This window comes from Terriglobus saanensis SP1PR4, from assembly GCF_000179915.2.
GTDB classification, from domain to species: domain Bacteria; phylum Acidobacteriota; class Terriglobia; order Terriglobales; family Acidobacteriaceae; genus Terriglobus; species Terriglobus saanensis.
The window spans coordinates 3,579,823-3,599,180 of record NC_014963.1 but is presented as its reverse complement, the minus strand read 5'-3'; the positions used below and the strand labels follow the sequence as shown (position 1 = coordinate 3,599,180).

The 19,358-nt window shown below is 56.6% G+C and carries 17 protein-coding genes; 8 read left to right on the top strand and 9 right to left on the bottom strand.

Translation table 11 applies throughout. The features are described 5' to 3' along the window. Nucleotides 1-130 precede the first annotated feature (130 nt). The 3 genes from ACIPR4_RS14400 to ACIPR4_RS14395 are packed head-to-tail and all read left to right on the top strand — an operon-like array spanning nucleotide 131 to nucleotide 3,977. A complete protein-coding gene (locus ACIPR4_RS14400) occupies nucleotides 131-3,406 on the top strand; it encodes a DUF3857 domain-containing protein (RefSeq protein WP_041586824.1) in 3,276 nt (1,091 codons plus the stop codon). Nucleotides 3,407-3,436: 30 nt separating this feature from the next. Then, entirely contained in the window at nucleotides 3,437-3,562 is a 126-nt protein-coding gene (locus tag ACIPR4_RS23545) for a DUF4113 domain-containing protein (RefSeq protein WP_083812001.1), read from the top strand. Continuing rightward, a complete protein-coding gene (locus ACIPR4_RS14395) occupies nucleotides 3,537-3,977 on the top strand; it encodes a LysR substrate-binding domain-containing protein (RefSeq protein WP_041586112.1) in 441 nt (146 codons plus the stop codon). The genes ACIPR4_RS23545 and ACIPR4_RS14395 overlap by 26 nt, the downstream gene beginning before the upstream one ends. Before the next feature lie 390 nt (nucleotides 3,978-4,367). Here the strand turns inward: ACIPR4_RS14395 and ACIPR4_RS14390 are convergent, their stop codons facing one another. The 7 genes from ACIPR4_RS14390 to ada form a co-directional block, all read right to left on the bottom strand. Next, on the bottom strand, nucleotides 4,368-5,495 hold the full coding sequence (locus tag ACIPR4_RS14390) for an IS110 family RNA-guided transposase (protein ID WP_013567006.1): 1,128 nt from the start codon (nucleotides 5,493-5,495) through the stop codon (nucleotides 4,368-4,370). Nucleotides 5,496-5,708: 213 nt separating this feature from the next. After that, complete coding sequence (locus ACIPR4_RS14385) at nucleotides 5,709-6,884, bottom strand: 4-hydroxybenzoate 3-monooxygenase (RefSeq protein WP_013569390.1); 1,176 nt, start codon at nucleotides 6,882-6,884, stop codon at nucleotides 5,709-5,711. Nucleotides 6,885-7,005: 121 nt separating this feature from the next. Further along, entirely contained in the window at nucleotides 7,006-7,815 is an 810-nt protein-coding gene (locus ACIPR4_RS14380) for an AraC family transcriptional regulator (protein WP_144312691.1), read from the bottom strand. A 355-nt stretch (nucleotides 7,816-8,170) separates the two neighbouring features. Continuing rightward, on the bottom strand, nucleotides 8,171-8,935 hold the full coding sequence (locus ACIPR4_RS14375) for a TMEM175 family protein (protein ID WP_013569388.1): 765 nt from the start codon (nucleotides 8,933-8,935) through the stop codon (nucleotides 8,171-8,173). A 441-nt stretch (nucleotides 8,936-9,376) separates the two neighbouring features. Further along, nucleotides 9,377-10,030 (bottom strand): DNA oxidative demethylase AlkB, encoded by a 654-nt coding sequence (alkB, locus tag ACIPR4_RS14365; protein ID WP_013569386.1) that lies wholly within the window; start codon nucleotides 10,028-10,030, stop codon nucleotides 9,377-9,379. Nucleotides 10,031-10,038: 8 nt separating this feature from the next. Beyond that, nucleotides 10,039-10,812 carry a 2OG-Fe(II) oxygenase gene (locus tag ACIPR4_RS14360; RefSeq protein ID WP_013569385.1) on the bottom strand — a complete coding sequence of 258 codons (774 nt, stop codon included), beginning with the start codon at nucleotides 10,810-10,812 and terminating at the stop codon, nucleotides 10,039-10,041. Further along, nucleotides 10,809-11,888: a bifunctional DNA-binding transcriptional regulator/O6-methylguanine-DNA methyltransferase Ada gene (gene ada / locus ACIPR4_RS14355; RefSeq protein WP_013569384.1), complete on the bottom strand. Its 1,080-nt coding sequence runs from the start codon at nucleotides 11,886-11,888 to the stop codon at nucleotides 10,809-10,811. The genes ACIPR4_RS14360 and ada overlap by 4 nt, the downstream gene beginning before the upstream one ends. Before the next feature lie 107 nt (nucleotides 11,889-11,995). On the opposite strand from ada, the gene ACIPR4_RS14350 reads away from it, so the two are divergent. After that, entirely contained in the window at nucleotides 11,996-12,670 is a 675-nt protein-coding gene (locus ACIPR4_RS14350; protein ID WP_013569383.1) for a DNA-3-methyladenine glycosylase family protein, read from the top strand. Here the strand turns inward: ACIPR4_RS14350 and ACIPR4_RS14345 are convergent. Together ACIPR4_RS14345 and ACIPR4_RS14340 are read right to left on the bottom strand one after the other, a co-directional pair. Further along, nucleotides 12,657-13,160, bottom strand: coding sequence for a methylated-DNA--[protein]-cysteine S-methyltransferase (locus ACIPR4_RS14345; protein ID WP_187290188.1), 504 nt, complete (start codon nucleotides 13,158-13,160; stop codon nucleotides 12,657-12,659). The genes ACIPR4_RS14350 and ACIPR4_RS14345 overlap by 14 nt on opposite strands. After that, nucleotides 13,153-13,572, bottom strand: coding sequence for a very short patch repair endonuclease (locus ACIPR4_RS14340; RefSeq protein ID WP_041586819.1), 420 nt, complete (start codon nucleotides 13,570-13,572; stop codon nucleotides 13,153-13,155). Before ACIPR4_RS14340 ends, ACIPR4_RS14345 begins: the two co-directional genes overlap by 8 nt. 328 nt (nucleotides 13,573-13,900) lie before the next feature. Between ACIPR4_RS14340 and ACIPR4_RS14335 the strand changes: the two genes are divergently transcribed. The 4 genes from ACIPR4_RS14335 to ACIPR4_RS14315 all read left to right on the top strand — a co-directional run bounded on the left by ACIPR4_RS14335 (nucleotide 13,901) and on the right by ACIPR4_RS14315 (nucleotide 18,982). Further along, complete coding sequence (locus tag ACIPR4_RS14335; RefSeq protein ID WP_013569380.1) at nucleotides 13,901-14,350, top strand: ester cyclase; 450 nt, start codon at nucleotides 13,901-13,903, stop codon at nucleotides 14,348-14,350. A 521-nt stretch (nucleotides 14,351-14,871) separates the two neighbouring features. After that, nucleotides 14,872-15,522: a Crp/Fnr family transcriptional regulator gene (locus ACIPR4_RS14330; RefSeq protein ID WP_013569379.1), complete on the top strand. Its 651-nt coding sequence runs from the start codon at nucleotides 14,872-14,874 to the stop codon at nucleotides 15,520-15,522. Nucleotides 15,523-15,668: 146 nt separating this feature from the next. Further along, a complete protein-coding gene (locus ACIPR4_RS14325) occupies nucleotides 15,669-15,950 on the top strand; it encodes a transposase family protein (protein WP_041586111.1) in 282 nt (93 codons plus the stop codon). A gap of 662 nt (nucleotides 15,951-16,612) precedes the next feature. Beyond that, a complete protein-coding gene (locus ACIPR4_RS14315) occupies nucleotides 16,613-18,982 on the top strand; it encodes a zinc-dependent metalloprotease (RefSeq protein ID WP_144312690.1) in 2,370 nt (789 codons plus the stop codon). Nucleotides 18,983-19,358: the final 376 nt, after the last annotated feature.

Genomic DNA, 19,358 nt, shown 5'->3' with positions numbered 1-19,358 from the left:
GTCCGGCATGTCCCAACCAGCGTCACGTGTATACGCAGGAGCTGTCGGTCTGCCTGCAGCAGCAGTCTGAGACTTGCAATGTTTTGGCATGTACCGCATCTTCGAAATCTGCTATACACGCAATACACCTATGAAACTCCGTCTGATTCTGCTGTCCGCTGCCATAATTGCGACTCTGCCACTGCCGTCCCGTACTCAAAGTCCCATGTACTCCATCGATCCGTACCGCGATGAGCCATTTGTTTTTGAGCGGTATGACACCACCACCACGATGAAGGCCGACGGTACCGGAGACGTCGTGCAGCATGTGATCGTGCGCGTTCAGTCCGATGGCGTAGCGCGGCAGTTCAGCGTATTAAATCTGTCCTACGCTTCAGCGAATTCGACAGCGACGATGGAATTCGTACGCGTGCACAAGCCGGACGGTAGCACTATCAACACGCCAGTCAACGAAGCCATGGAGATGCCGGCCGAAGTGACCCGCGAGGCACCAATGTACTCGGACCTGAAGGAGAAACATCTGCCTGTGCGTAGCCTTGCGTCGGGCGACCGGCTGGAATACCAGTTCCACACCGTTCTTACCAAGGCGCAAGCGCCGGGACAATTCTGGGGGGCGGAGCATTTCCTGGTGCAGGGTGGCGTCGTTTTGGAACAAAGTCTAACGCTCGCTGTGCCGGAAAAGACCTATGTGCAGGTTTGGAGTCCGAACCACAAAACGACGCCGGTGAGGCGCGACGGAATGCAGGTGTGGACATGGACCTCGTCGCAGATCAAGGCCAGCGCGCGCGACGAGAACGGCAAGATGACCGCCGCCGAGGTGAAAGACCCCGACGAGGACGCCGACGGACGCAAGCTACCCAGCGTGGCATGGACCACGTTCCGTAGCTGGGCCGAGGTGGGTGACTGGTACCGCAGTCTGGCAGAGCAGCGCCTTCAGCCTACCGCCAGCGTGCGAGCCAAAGCGGACGAGCTGACGAAGAACGCGAAGACACCTCAAGAACAGGCAGAGGCTCTCTATCGCTTCGTTGCGACGCAGATCCGCTACATCTCGCTCTCGTTTGGTGTGGGCCGCTTCCAGCCGCATACACCCGACGAGGTTTTGGACCACGGCTACGGCGATTGCAAAGACAAGGACACCCTGTTGGAGAGTTTGCTGCGCTCCAAAGGGATGACCACGGCACCCGTACTCATCGGGGCGGGTATCGCCCCGGTAACGGAGGTACCCTCACCCTCGGTCTTCAACCACGCCATCACAACGGTCGAACTGCCTGACGCAGCGGGCAAGCCGGAGCAAGTCTGGCTCGATTCCACCGCCGAGGTCGCACCCTTTCGTGTTCTCATGCCCATCATCCGCGATCAGCAGGCGCTCGTTATCCCGGATAAGGCACCGGCCTCACTTGAAAGAACTCCGGCCAACCCACCCTATACCTATCACGAAGAGTTTGTTGCTGTGGGTACGCTGGACAGCGACGGCCTGATGAAAAGCCATATGGTGCTCACCGCGAGATCGGACAGTGAACTGGATCTACGCATCATGATGCAGCGGCTGTCGCCTGCGCAATGGGATGACGCGATGCAGTACCTTTCGGGGGCCATGGGGTTTGGCGGCAAGGTGAGCGGCACGGACATGCGTCAGGCCGACGCAAGCGCCCCCGTAAAGATCACCTACGACTACAGCCGTGAGAAGTACGCTGGGTGGGAGAACAAGCAATCTTTGCCCCTCTTTCCCGTCGTTGAACTTACTCTTGTAAGCGAAGAGAAGGCGCCCGAACACGATATCGACCTTGGCGCACCGCGTACGGTCGAGGCTCACAGCACCATTACCCTTCCCGCGGGCTATCGTGCCGAGCTGCCTGACGCAGTTCATGTGTCCCGGGAGTTCGCTACCTACGATAAGACCTATCGCCTCGTCGACGGTAAGGTCATCGCGGACCGCAAGCTTGTCGTCAAGGTGCATAAGCTACCGCGTGACCGGTGGAAGGACTACCTTGCCTTTCAGAAAGCAACTCTGGTGAACGACGGGGAGCCCTATCTGCGACTCATTCCGCCCGATCACCTCACGATCAACAACGAGGGCGCGAAGAGCGCATCCACCGCACCGGCCAAAGATGCGATGCCTTCCGCCGACCCCTCGAACCCTTCCGATGCAAGACAACAACTGGCAGAGATCGCCGCCATGCTGCAGCGAAGAGATATCGGGGGGGCACGCAGCCGCCTGGAAGCTTTACGTAAGAGCTCGCCGGATGCGCCTTACGTTCTGGGTATGCTTGGCCTGGTCAAGGCGAGTGACGGCGACCTCGACGCTGCCGCCCGCGACATCGAAGCAGAGATGAAGGCGCATCCGGATGACGATCCCTCGATGGTGCTCGGATTAGCCCAGGAGTACAGCAATAAACAGCGTTACAGCGATGCTGAAGCATTACTGGGCAAGTACGGCGGCAGCAACGCTCGGGTTCAGCAGATGCGTGTCTTCATCTATAACAAACAGGGTGACTATACGCATGCGCTCGGAGTTCTGCGCGATCTGCAGGCGCGCCAGCCTGAAGACCGCGCAGTGGCTTCGCAGGTGGCAAGCACGCTGTACGAGCTGCATCGCAACGAAGAAGCTGCTATGGCCGCAAAAAAGGCGATGGACGGTAGCGATGACCCGGATGTCATCAACAATAACGTCTACGTGCTGTCGGAGACGAAGATCGATCTGCCGTTCGCGGAGACCCAGTCGCGTCGTTCGGTCGAATTGCTGGAAAAAATGACCGCCTCCCAGGTTTTGGAAGAGGCGAATACGAAGGCCTTTGCTGCATCGGCGAACCTCACGGCCTCATGGGACACGCTGGGTTACATTCTCCTGCTGGAGGGCAAACCGAAGGAGGCCGCACCATACTTGCGCGCAGCATGGTTTTCACAGGAAAACATAATCGTCGGCAATCACCTGGCCCAGACCTTCGAGGCTTTGGACCGCAATGCAGATGCGCTATGGATGTACCGGCTTTCCAGGCAGACGGAGCATGCGGGTGATGCGAAGCAGGACTATGCCGAAGTGGCCGCAGCCATTGCGCGCCTTGAGAAAAACGGGGTCAAGGCAGCGAGTGGCGAGAGCTTTCCCACGTCGATGCAGGACTTTCGCAGCTACCACGTGAAGAATAGCGCGGGCGCAGAGGGCGGCGGCACGGTGCGTCTGCAGTTGAACGCCGATGGGGTCGCAGCCGCTATGCTTGTCTCCGGCGATGCAAAACTCAGGCCCCTGCTGGACGAGACAAAGTCGTTGCGTCTGCCCGGTGCGGAGCCAGCCGGATCGCCCGCGCGTATTTTGCGCGATGCCGTTGTGTATTGCGGAAAGAAAAGTGCGACTTGCGATTTCGTCTTGATGCTGAACTCCGGCATCGCAGTCGAAGGTGCGGCAGAGTAGATTCACCGATGCTGAAAGGCCCTCCAGCTCATTCGTGCTTTCTCGCGTAATCATTTTGATCTGTCCGGTATCGAGCGCAGGTGGAGCGCAAAAGCAGAGCACCTGTCACCGCGATATACGACGCTGCTTAATGAGATTGTCTGTATACAGACATAGCAGGGCTGAAAGGGATCGATGCAAGGACTTGACTATCAGCATGGAGTTGGATTCTATGGAAGGGCTTTTGAATGCAGTGGAGGCCGGGCTTGGCATTACCTTCGTCTCGCGTTGGGCGGTGCGCAATCAGCTTTCGCTCGGTACGGTGAGGTTCGCCATAGTTCGTGGACTAAAGCTCACTCGCAGGTTTTCCATGATCCACCCAGCGGGACCAGAACTATCGGGTAACGTCAGCGCACAGCACTTTGTGCATGTGAAGGTGGACCCGTCCACCGGTTTGCGAATCGTCATCGTCCGGGGAGCGGCATCTAGATTGCTACGTAGAGATAGGTCCCGTCGGTGGCGAAAGATGGGGAGTAAAGCTGCACATGCCCGGTACTGGCCTGGATCGCCAACTATGCGCTTTAGCGCCTAATTCTGTTGTGGATGCCTCTAAAACACTCAACAAGTGACTCGGCCTGATATGGAGTGACCGTGTCAACACCGCCAAATCTGTGGGTTTGTTTTTGTCGTTGTCGTTGCTTTCGTCCTTTCCCGAAGACAGAGCGAGCAGCAGTCGGGGCAGTTTTGAGCGACGATTGATCAGTCTGATATTCGCGGGTCGAAACCGCATAATCATGATCCGTCGGGAGCTGCCTCTGACTGTTATCGCGAGTCCGGTTGAGCCTGTCGCATAGGCCGAGCGAGGGTTCTCCTTCGTGCTTGCCCTGGCTGCTGCTGGCTCTGTGTTCGAGATGGATGTCAGCGTTCATTGAAAGTGTTCTTGTCTTTTTCCTTCTTAGGAGGTTTTTCTTTTGCGTTATTGTCAGGCTGCAACTTGCTGCCTGGAGACAGTCTCTGCTCTGGTTCCAATAGCCCAGATAAAGCCCAGCAGCTCTCGAGCTACAGCTGTGACGATCTTCCTCTGATCCTTGCCGGCCGCGCCCAGCTTCATATATCGCTTATGCAACCGGTGTTGCGCCTTCCACGCAATCTCCTTGGTCTCTTGTGAAATGGTCTCCTGTCGTCTGCGCAGACCGTACCAGATACCTGGTGGACGACGATAGCTCCATGCGGCTTCGACAACGATGCGTCGGAGGTGCGCGTTGCCGGTCTTCGTGATGCCTCCGCGTCTGGTTCGCTTGCCGCTGGAATCCTCGCTCGGTACAACGCCGCAGTAACCCATCAGCTGGCGAGCGCTCTCAAAGCGAGATACCTGGCCCAACTCGCTCGCAATGGTGACCGCCGAGATATCTGCAATACCGCGCAGTGCCTGTAGATCGTTGATGACTTGTTGCAGCGCCGGAGATGCCAGCTTCACCGCTTCCATGATGGCTTGCTCCAGTCGTGCGACCCGCTCCCGCATGTGCTCGACCTCGTGCAGATAATCCTGGCGCGTAGACTCTTGCGCGATCTGGGTGAAACGCAGCTGCGCGACCCAGATTAGATAGGGTCGTGTCCACGGCCTGACTCCGGTCGGTGGACGCTGACCGGAGCGCAGAAGGAACTTGCTCAAGCGATGCCGCGCTCGGGTCTGATCCTGCTTGGCTGCCTCGCGGGCTCGCACCAAATCGCGTAACGCTTCCGACCCCTCATCCGGAACCCACACCGCCGTCAGATCCCCGGACCGATAGCACCGTGCCAGCTTCTCAGCATCCCGCCGGTCCGTCTTCACTCGATCGCCAGCCTTGACTGGTACCAGCGTAGGTGCCACAACCTCGCACTCGACGCCCAGTTCCGCGAGCTGCCAGTACACGACGTAGCCCGTCGGCCCGGCTTCATAACAGGCTCTCAACTTGGCGGCCGGACCAAGCTTCTTGATCAACCTGCGGATAGACTCAGCACGGTTGGGAATCGTTCCCAGGCTCCGAACCTCACCTTCCGGCTCCGCGACCGCCACGGCGATCGTCTCAGCATGGACATCCAAACCTAGAAATCGTACCTTCTCCTTCATGACCGGCTTCCTTCCGCTTGTGGCTCTGAACTGCGCGCCCTTCGACGCTCACAGCTTAACCCACGGTCGGCGCATCGGCGCCGGTCACTCCATACTGACTGTTCTCGTCAGTTGAGATTCGGCTGCGTCAGCAGTCAGCAGGCACAGGTTGACTATTGGTACCGAAGTCAGCGCACGGCCCTGCTTGCGGCATCGATGTTCAGGATTGCGACCCTATTGTTTCGCTGCGGCGAAGAACTTTTCGATGCGGGTCCTTGCGATCATTTGCCGGAATGTGCCGTGCTGTTTCGGGTCACCGGAGTCGTGCATCAGGTCGGTCATCGAGACACTGAACTCCTGCTCCTTCCAGACGTCTGGCAGCGCGTCGTGGGAGTAGCCCTGTAAGAGTGTTTCATCTCCATCGTGCACGGCGCTTAAAAGTGCCTTCGAAATAACGTCTACGTCGTGGAGTGCGAGGTTCATCCCCTTTGCGCCCGTAGGCGGCACAAGGTGTGCTGCATCACCAACGAGGAACAACTTGCGATACTGCATGGGTTCATAGACGACCGAGCGTAACGGGATGACATCTCGACTCAAAACGTCAGCATCGGGGATCGATCCATCGCCGAGACGAAGCCTGAGTTCATCCCAGATACGCTCCGCTGGCCAGTCCTGAGGACTGTCGCTGACATCGCACTGAAGATAGACGCGGCTCTTGTTCGGGCCACGCGTGATCTGTGCGGCGAAACCGTGATCGCTCACAGCCATGATCGCCTGCCCCGAGAGCGGAGCGGCGCTTACAAGTGCGGCAAGCCATGCGTAGCCGAACTCATAGCTGTACTTCGTAAGAACGCCATGTGGAACGGTGTTGCGACTTGCGCTGTGTCCTCCGTCGCAACCGACGATGTAGTTACAAACGATCTCGTGCCGCCCGCTTGCGTCAGAGTAGCTCACGCGCGGTTGGTCGAGCTCTTCGTTGACGATGCTCATTTCAGCGACGTCGAAACGGACATCGCCGTCCATCTCATCGATCAGTTTCCGCAGCAGGTTACTTACGAGTTGCTGCTGCGTACAGAAACGACCCTGTTCAGCATTATCGCCCACACTTCCGAATGGGCGGGCTGCACCGTTGATTCGTATTTCACCATGTTGCGCGATCGGCCCCTCGGGAAGTAACGTCTCCATCTCCCACCGTTCGAACATCTTCACCGCGCGCGGTTCAAGAAATCCGGCACGCTGCCGCGCTTCGATGTAGGTGCGATTGCGGCGTTCGAGAACGATGCAGGCCACTCCGGATTTTCGCAAGAAACTAGCGAGCGTCAACCCGGCTACACCGGCACCCACGATAACAACTGCAGTCTGTTCACCGCCTGATTCCACACCCGCCTGGTTAATCCCTGTCTCTGTCATGAATCAAAGATAGGAGCTGCTGCGCTCAACAACAACGCGATATCCCGTCAAGTGATTCGCGTTTCCCGCCAAAGTAAATCGACATCAGACGGAACGGGTTTCTACCGATAATGGACGAACCTCAATGCCAATCTGAGCGTGCTGACATATACCGTCCTGGGGAACTGCCGAGCATCTTACGGAACATGGTAATAAAACTGCCGACACTCTCATAGCCAAGATCGAAGGCCACTTGTTGAACGGTTTTCCCCTCTGCCATCCAACGCAGCGCGAGTAAGATGTTCAACTGTTGTCTCCACCGGCCAAAACTCAAGCCCGTCTCCGAAAGGATCAATCGTTCTAACGTCCGTTGACCGAGACCCGACTGCCGCGCCCACGTTTCAATCGTCCCGCGTTCAGCAGGATTTGCCATGATGCCGACGAAGATCGCGCGTAAGCGTGGATCGGACGGCATAGGGAGATGGAGGTCGCCGGTGTCGGCAGCAGCCAGCTCACTCAACAGCAATTCACTGACGTGCGATTCCGTTGCTGTCTGGTCGCCGTCCATTGGAAATTCGGCGGACCGTACGATCAAGGCGCGCAGCAATGGGGTGACCGTGATCGTGCAGCATTTGGAAGGCAGAGGACGTGCGGCCTCTGCGCTGACGAGAGTGACATAGGTACTAACCTCTCCGGCGATTGCCAAGCGATGTGACAACCCACCCGCGATAAAGAGCGCGGAACCTGGCGGCACAAGCCAGATACCAGGTTCAACTTCACAGGTCACTACGCCGGATAGCACCAGCAGGAGCTGCGCTTTCGTATGAGAGTGAAAGCCAAGCTCCCAGCCTTCCGTATTCGCCTTTCCGCCTACGGTCACGACCCTACGCTGCGCCGCCCAGCTTGTTTTCAACAAGTCTTGTAGATGGTCGTATTCGATCGAGATTGGCATAGGCATCGGTGTTTGGAGTCGCCCTAGTCCAGAAGCGACCAGCGCGATCTCCCCCTCAGATGAGTTTAGTCTCTGCGTACCAAGTGGTTTCGCGCAGAGGATGATGCCAGAGAGACGCACACCGAAGATATAACCGGGAACAGCCGATTTCGCAGTGGAACGCGCTTATCTTCTCTCATCATGTTGACCGATTCTCGGCTCTTAAAGAGTGGATTATCGCCAATGCGCTCAGTGACGCGTCGTCGATGATTGCATCGGCCTGTAATCACCAATTGATAACGAAAGACCAAACGAGTCTTTCGTGTCCCGAAAGGCGTTGAGAATGAGATGCTTTGATCTTCGGTCGCACCTGCTTTCATCTTCTAGTTGTGCAACGTATACCCTGGCTCGTGCAGGCATAGTACGCCACCATCACAATGAAAATCGCCACTGCCGCGACCGGATGTACGAACCAGCCGAGCACGCCAGCCAAGAAGTAGAGTAGGACACCGAGAGCCGGACGTATTAGTTGCGTTGCGAACATGCCTAGCGGCACACAGGGCTTTACGAGCTTCGAATGGTGATGCAGATACGAAAACGCCGGTAACCACGCCGCCGACATGAGCCCAGCAATGAGTGCGTAAAGAACTACGGCGGCCTTTTGATCCATAAGATTGCCTTCTACAAAGGCGCTCGCTAATACGCCCGTCGGAAACGGGATCAGTGCCGCTGTCCCAAGAATGCCGAGATTGATCCAATTCATGGCCAGATCTACCTTGCGAAGACGTTCAAAAAGATAGTGATGATTGCACCAAATGACTCCCACGTTGAGAAAAGCCACTGCATAAGCAAGATAGGATGGCCATTCCTTCAGCAACTCTCCTGCCAATCTCCCCGGCGTTGCGCTCGGACGATGAATCTCAATGACGAGCAGGGTGATGACGATGGCAAAAGCACCGTCGCTGAGTGCTTCCAGGCGAGCGGGCTCAGCAAAATTGGGTTCATTGTCCTTGGGTGTCTCAGCCTCACTTTCAGTGGCTGCAGAATTCGAGGACTGAAGATCCGGAGGAGAGAAGGTGCTTACAGCCTTGTGATTGAGATCAAGGGCACACGCGTCGGGGAGTCTAGTTATCGGAGTCATTCGGTCCTCATCGCGCGAAAGAATCGTTTCTGTAACAGACCATACCAACGCTCTGTCACATGAGAACTCCGGTTCTTGCTTTGGAATTCGGTTCTACATCCTAGCGAGCGCAACGGCCGCATATTCAGTTTTGACTATTGGATTCTCATAACTTCGTGCGGGCCAAGCCAATAGATCTCCCCAGACTTCAGATGGAAATTCTGTGAATTTACGACGGGGAGGTCTTCAAGAATGCCGTATCCCACTCGCGCAAGCTCGGCGCACATTTCGAGGACGATGGTCCGATCCAATGGAGAGGACGAGGTAGCTGGCTCCTGCCTGCTGCGACTGTTCATAGTTTTCATCCAAGGCGTCACTGCATTGTGCTTGTGAATACGACAGGACATGCGGAAGTCTTGTCCGGGGTTTTGATAGGCAAGGTTGAGTTGAAGATCATTCGGCTTAGCCGACATTTCGAAATGTGAGGTTGTAACGAACTCGGCCGAGCCGCGGATATTCACCCTCCTTCAACGGCGCAATGCCGTGATAACACAACCTCGCAGAACCTCCCCACACAAGCACATCGCCATGTATGACCTGAATGCGTTGTGTCTTGTCCCCGCGCTCCAAACCGCCAAAGAGGAAGGTCGCGGGCAGTCCCAGCGAGACAGAGACAATAGGCTGCGTGAAATCACGCTCATTCTTATCCTGATGCAACGACAATCTCGCACCAGGTTCGTATCGATTGATCAGGCACGCATCCGGGACGAAGTTCGGGAAGCCTGCTTCTTCTGCGGCAGCTGTTGCGAGCTCTCGAAACGCCCTGGGCATGGCGGGCCAGGGGCGATTCACTTCTGGGTCGATCTGGTCATATCGATAGCCGGTGCGGTCCGTGACCCACCCAAGCGGGCCACAGTTCGACATGGCGACCGACATGCGGAATCCGCCCGGCGTCACCATATTGCGAAACGGCGACCGTTCGACCACATCCTTGAGTGAAGCAAGCAACTCCTCTTCAGCGTCCAGTGCAAAGCCAGCAAGGACAGCCGTGCCAGCACCGAGGATATCTTTCGATGGCCGTGCGGGTGGCTCCATTTCAAAAAGCGATGTGCTCATGACTCCCTCTAGTTGGCATCGTGAAAGATGATGCCGACGGTATGACGCTCTCCCGAACGCAAGCGGCTGACGCCGTGACGGAGGTTGACGCGATAGGTGCCTCGCGTACCCTGTACGGGCCGGTGGTGCACCGCGAAGGCCACGGCGTCACCCTGGCGAAGCGGAACGACCTCGGGTCGCGATTGCATACGAGGCCGTTGCTCCGTGAGCACGAATTCGCCTCCGGTGAAATCTCGCTCTGGTTCGGAGAGCAGGATCGCGACCTGGATCGGAAAGACATGTTCCCCGTAAAGATCCTGATGCAGACAGTTGTAGTCGCCGGGACCGTATTGCAGCAACAGGGGAGTGGGTCGCAGTTGTCCTGCATCGTGGCACCGACGGATGAAATCGGCGTGGCTCTCTGGATAGCGCACCTCGATTCCCATTGCTTCGTTCCAGCGATTCGCGACTGGAGCGAGCTGAGGATAGAGCGCCGTGCGGAGACCATAAATGATAGGTACGAGCGGATAGCTGAAGTATTTGTATTCGCCACGTCCGAAGTCGTGCCGTCCCATGACGACGCGGCTGCGGAAGATCGACTCCTCCGGATAGAGAGACGCGACCGCCTTGCACTCGTCTGCGGAGAGCACGCTCGGCAGCAGGGAGCTTCCTTGCTCATCGAGGTCTTTCCTGATTTGACCCCAATTGAGCGCATTGACGCGTGTAACAGCTCCTTCGGACGGAATCGAGCCTGCGCTGGCTTCCCTGGCTACTTGAACTTCATCTGCGAATAAGGTGTTCATGCCTGTGCCTCGCGATCCAGCAGTGCTCGTTTGCGCTCCACGCCCCAGCGATACCCGGAGAGCGCTCCATCATTTCTGATGACACGGTGGCATGGGATTGCGATAGCCAGCGTATTTGCTCCGCATGCCTGGGCGACCGCCCGTACAGCCTTCGGCATCCCGATAGCCTTCGCAACATCCGCATAGCTCGCAGTCGTACCGACAGGGATTTGCTGCAATGCCTTCCAGACCCTTTGCTGAAAGGCCGTACCGCGAATATCCAAGGGCAGGTCGAGTCCGACGCCGGGCCTTTCAATGAAGCCAATTACCTTCGCGACCAGATCTTCGTAACCGCTCTCGTCGCCGACAAGCTCTGCCTTGGGAAACTGGTCCTGCAGATCGCGTACCAACAGGAGCGGATCATCCCCCATGAGGACAGCACAAACGCCGCGCTCGCTCTTGGCCACCAGGATGGAGCCGAGGGAGCACTCCGCAATCGCGAAGTGAATCACGGTATTTATGCCGCCGTCGCGGAAGCTGGTTGGCGTCATCCCGAGAACTTCGTTTGCGCTTTCGTAGAAACGGCTGTTGGAATTGAATCCGGCATCGTAGATTGCGTCTGTTACTGACTGACTTTTGCCAAGGGTCTTGCGGACACGCTTGGTTCTGTGAGCAGCGCCGTAGCCGCTCGGCGTCAGCCCGGTGATCGCCTTGAACGTGCGATGCAGGTGAAAGACACTCATCCCCGCATGTTTGGCCAGCTTCTCAAGAGAAGGAGTCTCCTCGGAACGCTCGATGAGTCGGCATACCTTCTCGATCTTTGCGGTGTTGGCTTCGGTCAGCGAGGGCCCAGCCGGCTTGCATCGTTTGCAGGCTCGGAAGCCTGCTCTCTCTGCTGCCTCGGTTGTCGTATAAAAGCGCACGTTTTCCGGGCGGGCGAGGCGAGCAGCACACGACGGGCGGCAGTACACCCCCGTCGTCTTCACCGAATAGAAGAACTTCCCATCCGATTCCTTGTCCCTCGCTAGGAGGGACAGCCAACGAGGATCGTTGGTTATCTCAGCCGCAAGTTTCTCGATTTCCATCTGCCTGTTCATTGCGTACTCCTTCAAACCTTACTTCTCAACCTTAGCGAGATGTCTCGACCGCAACACCCCGAATCTTGCTTTCGAATTCAAAGGGTAGGATCACGATTGGAGAGATCGTGACCAAGCCCCTTACACCCAACGAATTGAAGCTATCAACAGAGCAACAACCATTCCATCCGGCGACTCTTCATCTCGCTTCAATCGACGTGGATTGGAGACAGCTCGTCAAGCAGATCGGGCCGTGTACGCACCTACCCAAACCCGCACGGGAACCTTACGAGGCCTTGATACGTGCAATTGCCTACCAGCAACTGCATGCCAAGGCGGGGGACGCCATCCTCACAAAGTTCACGGCACTGTTCGGAGGGTCTAACTTTCCATCTCCAAACCAGATTTTGGCAGCGGATTTCGACTCGCTTCGGGCTTGCGGATTCTCAGGGAGGAAGATCGAGACGATTCGCGAGATTGCGTCGGGCTCCCTGAGTGGCTTGGTACCGGACCGGAAAGACGCGGACAAGATGTCCGACGAAGATCTCATCTCACGGCTGGTGGCCCTTAAAGGGATTGGTCGGTGGACCGTTGAGATGTTCCTGATCTACACCCTGGAACGAATGGATGTCCTACCCGCGGACGACTTCGGAGTGAGAGAGGGACATCGACGCTTGAAGTCGCTACCCAAGGCGCTTTCGGCGAAGGAAATCACGAGAGAAGGACAGCGGTGGAGTCCCTATCGAACCATTGCCGCGTGGTACCTTTGGCGCGTACCGCGCGATGGTTCTACGAAAGGCTGAACTGCTTCTGCAATGTCAAGTCGGTCGCTTCTAATTCCAACAGTCGACGCTTTCGTTCGAGGCCACCAGCATAGCCCGTGAGGCTTCCGTTGCTGCCGACAACGCGGTGGCACGGAATGATAATGCTGACTGGGTTCCTGCCGTTCGCAAGTCCCACGGCACGGATGGCGAGGTGGTTGCCCAGCAGGTCCGCAAGCTCTCCATAAGAGCGCGTCTCTCCATACGGGATGGGTTGCAGCAGCTTCCATACCGATTGCTGGAAGGCCGTTCCGTGCAGCAGGATCGGCACCTCGAAGTGAACTCGCTTGCGTTCGAAATACTCATCAAGCTGCGAGCGGACAACGTCGAAGCCCGTGGTTGTCCTCGATCCCAGCGAATGCGCTTTAGGCCCTCTGAGGTGATCCGGCATGTATAAGCCACTCAGAACTCCGTTCGTATTTACCAGCGTCAGAGTGCCCAATGGCGACTCCATCAGGAAATGCTCAATCATTGACATTGTGCTTCCTTCCAGCGATGGGCTTGCCCGCGCGAACGTTTGTTGCGATGACCTTTGCGATCTGCGCTGCCACACTCAGCGGTTCTTCGTGTGACCAGAATCTAAGGACAGTCCAGCCTTCCATACGAAGCTGTTCTGTCGTGTCCTCGTCTCGACTCTTGTTGCCTTGGATCTTCGTTGCCCAATAGCTCGCATTTGTCTTGGGTGGCGCATGATGTTGCGGGCACCCATGCCAGAAGCAGCCATCGATAAAAACTGCGACCCTCGCGTTTCGAAAGACCAGATCGGCAGTTCTCCTGAGGTCTCGTAGCGGCCGCGCCGAAACGCGATAGCGCATCCCTAACGCATGCACTGCTGACCTCACAGCGATCTCAGGTTTTGTATCTCTGGACTTGTTTCCCTGCATCACTCGACGTACAACTGGCGTACTGGCCCACGAGCCACTAGGCACTTGAGCTGGGACGACGGCACCGTCGGGATTCCTTGATGCGTTCCTATTTAACATCGCCTCCTCCTTTCGCTTCTGTTGCAAGCGTTCTCAGAAGGTAGCAACTTCAATCCTTCATCTCACTCCGTTCCTTGCTTCCAAATTCCAATCTTCTTGAGCGAAATCCGTCCTCGAATTTGAAGGCAAGATACGGAGTGTCTCTCCACCGATATCGGAATAACTTTCGAGATGCAGAGGCGGACGCCATGCTGGCCTTCGCCAACATCCGCTGCATATGGAGAACATTATGTCGAAAGAACAAGAGAATAAAGCTATCGTAGGTCGTTGGTTCACCAGCTTCTGGGGACCCACATGCAACCTCAGCATCGTTGACGAGCTCGCCGCACCGGACATGCTCTTGCAGTATTCGTTGCACGAGCCCCGTCGCGGACACGCGGACATCAAGGCGTTCATGACTGATTTCCGTGCCGCATTCCCAGACCTCAGCTTCGGCGGAGCGGCAGACCTCATCGCAGAAGGCGACTATGTCGTTGGTCGCTGGGTCGGTGGCGGCACGCACAGCGGGGCCGCATTCTCCGACTTCTTGGCAGGGGCGTTGCCAGCTGCGACGGGCCGCAAGATGCACTTCACCGGAACGACAGTGCTGCGTCTTGAGAACGGCAAGATCGCGGAAGAGATTGGACTCGACGACGGCGTCACCGCACTCACTCAACTCGGCCTAATTCGGGTTGTCTAATCAATAGCGGCGGCCGTTGCCCAGACAGCGGCCGCTTATACGATCAATCGCGCCTTAATCCGGAGTCTGTGAAAACAAGTCTGCTCGGGCGTGTCAGTTGTTGGAAAATCGCCAACGAGCGTTCGAGTAGGAAGTCGGGCTGGAAACCTAGGCACGACATCGCAACACTCCCTGCGGCAATATCCTTTCAATGCCGGGATGCAATGATCCTTCTCAGCCAGCAGAAGCCCACCGGGGCAGAGGCCAGGAAGAAGCTAAAAAATAACTACCCTATCCCTGGACAACTAAAGAGCGACTACAACTAAAGTTCCACTCTGTCTGAAGCGGTTGCCCTAATGATGTAAAACTCGTCTTGTTGATCTTGAATCTTATCCGTCAGGTTTGATGTGGGAGCTGTTCTCAGCCCACGTCGGCCTGGCGGATATCTGTTTGTGGATTGCCCGAAGGATGGGGATGTTCCGATCTCCTGCTCTTCGTCAACCTTGCCGATAGACAATCACGAAATGGCGAGAGGCAATCTTATGGAAATCGTTACAGTATTCGATCCCGTAGTCTTTCTAGCGAGTGCCGGTCTGGGACGAAAGCTCATCACGGCGAAGGGCGGCAGCGTTCTATTCGCTCAAGGCTCAGATGCCGATTCGGTCTTCTACCTGCAGAAGGGTCGCGTAAAAATTACGGTGGTTTCGACCGCCGGTAAAGAAGCTACCGTCTCTCTTCTCGGAGCCGGAGAATTTGTAGGGGAAGAAGCGATCGGAGCCATTCCGGGCTTACGCCTCTCAACGGCAACAGCCATTGGTCCATGTACTGCACTCAAGATCCAGAGATCCGAGATGATCCGTGTGATCCATGAGGAGCGCACCTTCTCTGCGATGTTCATGGCACTTCTTCTTGCTCGCAGTATGCGGACACAGGCAGACTTGGTGGATCATCTCTTCAACTCAAGCGAAAAGCGTCTCGCAAGGATCCTCCTGCTCATGGCTGAGTTCGGCAAGCCAGACGATCAGGAAAAGTTAATTCCGCACATCACACAAGAAACGCTTGCAGAGATGATCGGTACTACCCGCTCTAGGGTGAGTTTCTTTATGAACAGGTTTCGCAAACTCGGATTTATCGACTACCACGGCCGCATTGTTGTTCGCAAAGCTTTGCTCAATGTAGTGCTCCGCGATTAGGGTCAACCCCTTCGCGCTGACTACCTTCGCAGCCATACTTTATGGCACCAACGCCCGTTGTTTATTAAATTGTGGCGCACCTCTGTGCTAATCATTTGGGTTCAGTCTCACTTTTGGCGAAGGAGCGTCGTCGGGTGTAGATCTGTATGGATGAACCGAGGCAGGTTAATCCGAACAGTGCGGAAGTGAAGCTGATCTGTCTTCACCAGAAGGCAGGAACGATCCACATGGAACTCCATGCGTACCAGGCTTCCTCTCTATGCCGAGGTTGCAACCACCATTCCTCCAGGGTACATCGCCGGTACTGGCGCACCATCGCAGACCTGCCCTGGGAGGGTTTTCCGGTAACGATCCTGCTCCAGGCACGCAAGTTCTTTTGTGCGAGCGTGGAAGTCGTGAGCCGTGACCGTGCAGGAAGCTTCGGCTGAGCCATCGCCAGAGGTGCACCTGCTGCGGCACAGTTGGCGGACCGCTGGCATCTGGTGAATACTCTTCGAGACTCAGACCAGATCCCTTCAGCGTCATCGTCCTCTAATGAGAGAGGTACGCGATCTGCTGGAGCCTCCAACTGTCTCGCACTTATCGGCCACGGTGGCTCCAGGAAGCACAGAACTCTCCTCCTGCTTCTTTCGTACAAGACTGAGACGGGCCAGAACGCCGCTGTGGATGCCGCACTCAAGATGCCCTGGAGCAACGACATGGTCGAAGGTCACATCCGCCGACTGAAACCGCTCAAGCGACAAATGTACGGCCGCGCCGGCTTCGGTCTGCTCAGACCCTGGGTCCTGAACCCAGTCCAAATTCGCGGACGGATAAGGCGAACACAAGCTCTCATATCCGCTTCACCAAAAGTGAGCCGGAATCCAAATAGCTCGCAAAGCAACAACAGTGTGGATTGTCGCATGAAACAATCCGATACCTCGCGCCACTGTTAGGCGACCCATTTTTTTGTTTTTATCCGCTTGCAACGTGCTTAAATGCCGGCATGCGCAATCTTGTCCTTTTCGCTTCGCTTATGGTCTTTCCCCTCTCTTTCGTTCATGCTGCGGATATCCCTATTCCTGCGAGCATTGTGGAGAAAACAAAGGGCATGAAACACCTGGATGGTTTCGTGCCACTCGATTGGGACGCGCAATCAGGCAAGCTGTACATCGAAGTGCCAAAGCTAAATAGTGACATGATTTATGTCGACTCACTGCCCTATGGGACAGGCTCGAACGATCTGTCCCTTGATCGCGGCCAGATCGGGGACAGCCGGATTGTGAGGTTTGAGCGAAGTGGACCGAAGGTGCTGTTGGTACAACCCAACGTAGCGTTTCGAGGGGTTGGAGCGGACCCTTCGGAAGCCTTGGCCGTCAAGCAATCGTTTCCGGAGTCCGTCCTATGGGGCTTTAAGGTCGAAGCGGAAACAAACGGTGCCGTACTCATTGATGCAACGGATTTCTTTCTCAGTGACGTGCACGGAGTGGTCAACCGACTCGCGGAGACCAAGCAGGGAGCATATCACCTGGACGCTTCCCGTTCGGTGATCGCTATGGACGACACGCGTGCGTTTCCGAAGAATACCGAGGTGGAAGCGAAGCTGACGTTTGCGATTGACAGCACGACGGATGCGAAATTCGTCAAGGATGTGACGCCGGATGCGCACGCGATGACCGTGCACGAACGGGTTTCTTTCGTAGCGTTGCCGGAGGAGGGTTATGTTCCCCGGCGTTTCGACCCGCGCGCCGGATACTTCAGCTCGGATTACCGCGACTACACGGCTCCGTTGGGTGAAGTCCTCGATCAGAAGCTGTTGGTACGGCATCGACTCTTGAAGAGAAACCCCTCTTGCCAAAAAGCTTGCGAGGCTGTCACACCTATTCAGTACTACGTGGATCGCGGAGCGCCAGAGCCAATCCGTACGGCGCTTCTGGAAGGTGCCCGTTGGTGGGATGAAGCCTTTCAAGCGGCCGGATGGGCAAAGGGCACGTTTCTCGTCGACCTGCTACCGGCCGACGCGGATCCGATGGATGTCCGCTACAACATCATCCAATGGGTTCATCGCTACACGCGCGGATGGAGCTATGGCTCTGCCGTCATCGATCCACGGACGGGCGAGATCATCAAAGGCAACGTGACGTTGGGTTCTCTGCGTGGGCGCCAGGACTATCTCATAGCCGAAGCGCTACTTTCTCCCTACAAGAATGGCAAAGTGCCGGCGAACGATCCTATGCTGTCGATGGTGCTGGCACGATTGCGGCAACTTTCCGCGCATGAGACTGGGCACACACTGGGCCTGGTGCACAACTTCGCAGCATCCAGCTCTGGGCAGGGAACTAGCGTAATGGACTATCCGCATCCGAACATCCAGTTGGATAAAGAAGGAAACGTGGATCTATCCCACGCGTACGCAACGGGTATTGGTGCGTGGGACAGGCTCGTGATCGATTACGGATACCGTCAGTTCGCACCACACATCGACGAGCAGTCAGCGTTGTCGCGAATTCTAGAGGATCCCCAGAATCGGAAACTTTCCTTCCTTAGCGACGATGACGCACGGCCCTTCGGCTCCGCAAGTCCGGTTGCGCATCTTTGGGACAACGGGCCGGATGCCACAGCAGAGTTGAATCGCATTCTCGATGTCCGCAAAGTGGCACTCGCGCACTTCGGCGAGGATGCAATCCGCAAGGGTACACCGATGGCGCAGCTTGAGCAGACGCTGGTGCCGCTGTTTCTGCTCCACCGCTATCAGACGGAGGCGACGATCAAACTGATCGGCGGGCTGCGTTACGAGTACAACCTCCGCGGCGACGGACAGCCGGCTCCGGCGATTGTTCCCTTGAAGGAACAGGATGCCGCTTTGACCGCCGTGTTGAAGACCCTGGAGCCGGATACGCTGACGCTGCCAGAGTCGTTGCTGACAATCCTCCCGCCCGTGCCGCCTGGATACCCACGGACGCAGGAATCTTTCCCAAGTGAAACCGGTCTGGCGTTCGATCCGATAGCAGCGGCCGAAGCAGCGGCCGACCTCACTTTGAATGTGTTGTTCGATCCAGCGCGCGCGTCCCGGCTACTGCAATACCATATGCGCGACACCGCAGACGGCAGCAAAGGACCTAGCCTCCGCGTCATGATGGAGAAGGTATCCAAGACGACTGCAGAGCGAACCGAAGGAGGCCATACCGTCAGTTCAGAAGTGATGCGCGCGGTCGAATTTCGTGGGCTTGAAGCAATGCTTTCCTTGGCGGTGAACGCCGACGCCGCCTCGCAAGCGCGAGCCATCGCGCGTTACCACATTGAAGACCTTCTCAAGCAGTGGACAACAGAGCCCCCGCCTTCTGACAGCGCGGAGGCCATTCATCGCTTAGCGATGATCGAACGAATCAACGAGTTCAACAAGAGCCCGGACAAGTTCGTTCGAGCGAAGGCGATTACAACACCACCTGGTATGCCGATTGGTGATGAGGAGGAAATGTAGTCCACCGTTCCCCACTTGCAGCTTCGCTATGTCGATGTCGCGGAAAAACCAGACCGCAGTTCGGAACAGAACATACCAAGCACGACGTCAGCTCAGGTGAGCCACGCCAGTTGTGTGAAGAGACTGCGGCTGGCGGCGCCAGAACGGTATGATCGTCGTAGGCATCGTACGATGCCTGTAATCTTGTAGTCTGCTCTTCGCTCCGAAGCAACCGAAGCCATCCAAGCCTAGAAACATAAGCAAATCCGAGAAATCTCCGCTCGTGAAGGCCTCCCCAAAAAGAACACACGTAGGGAAGCAGAAGGCAGCTTAGTCGAGGCCGAAACGTCTGTTTGCTTCAGGCCCAGGATTTCGTCCGGGGCTTTTCTGTGGGACT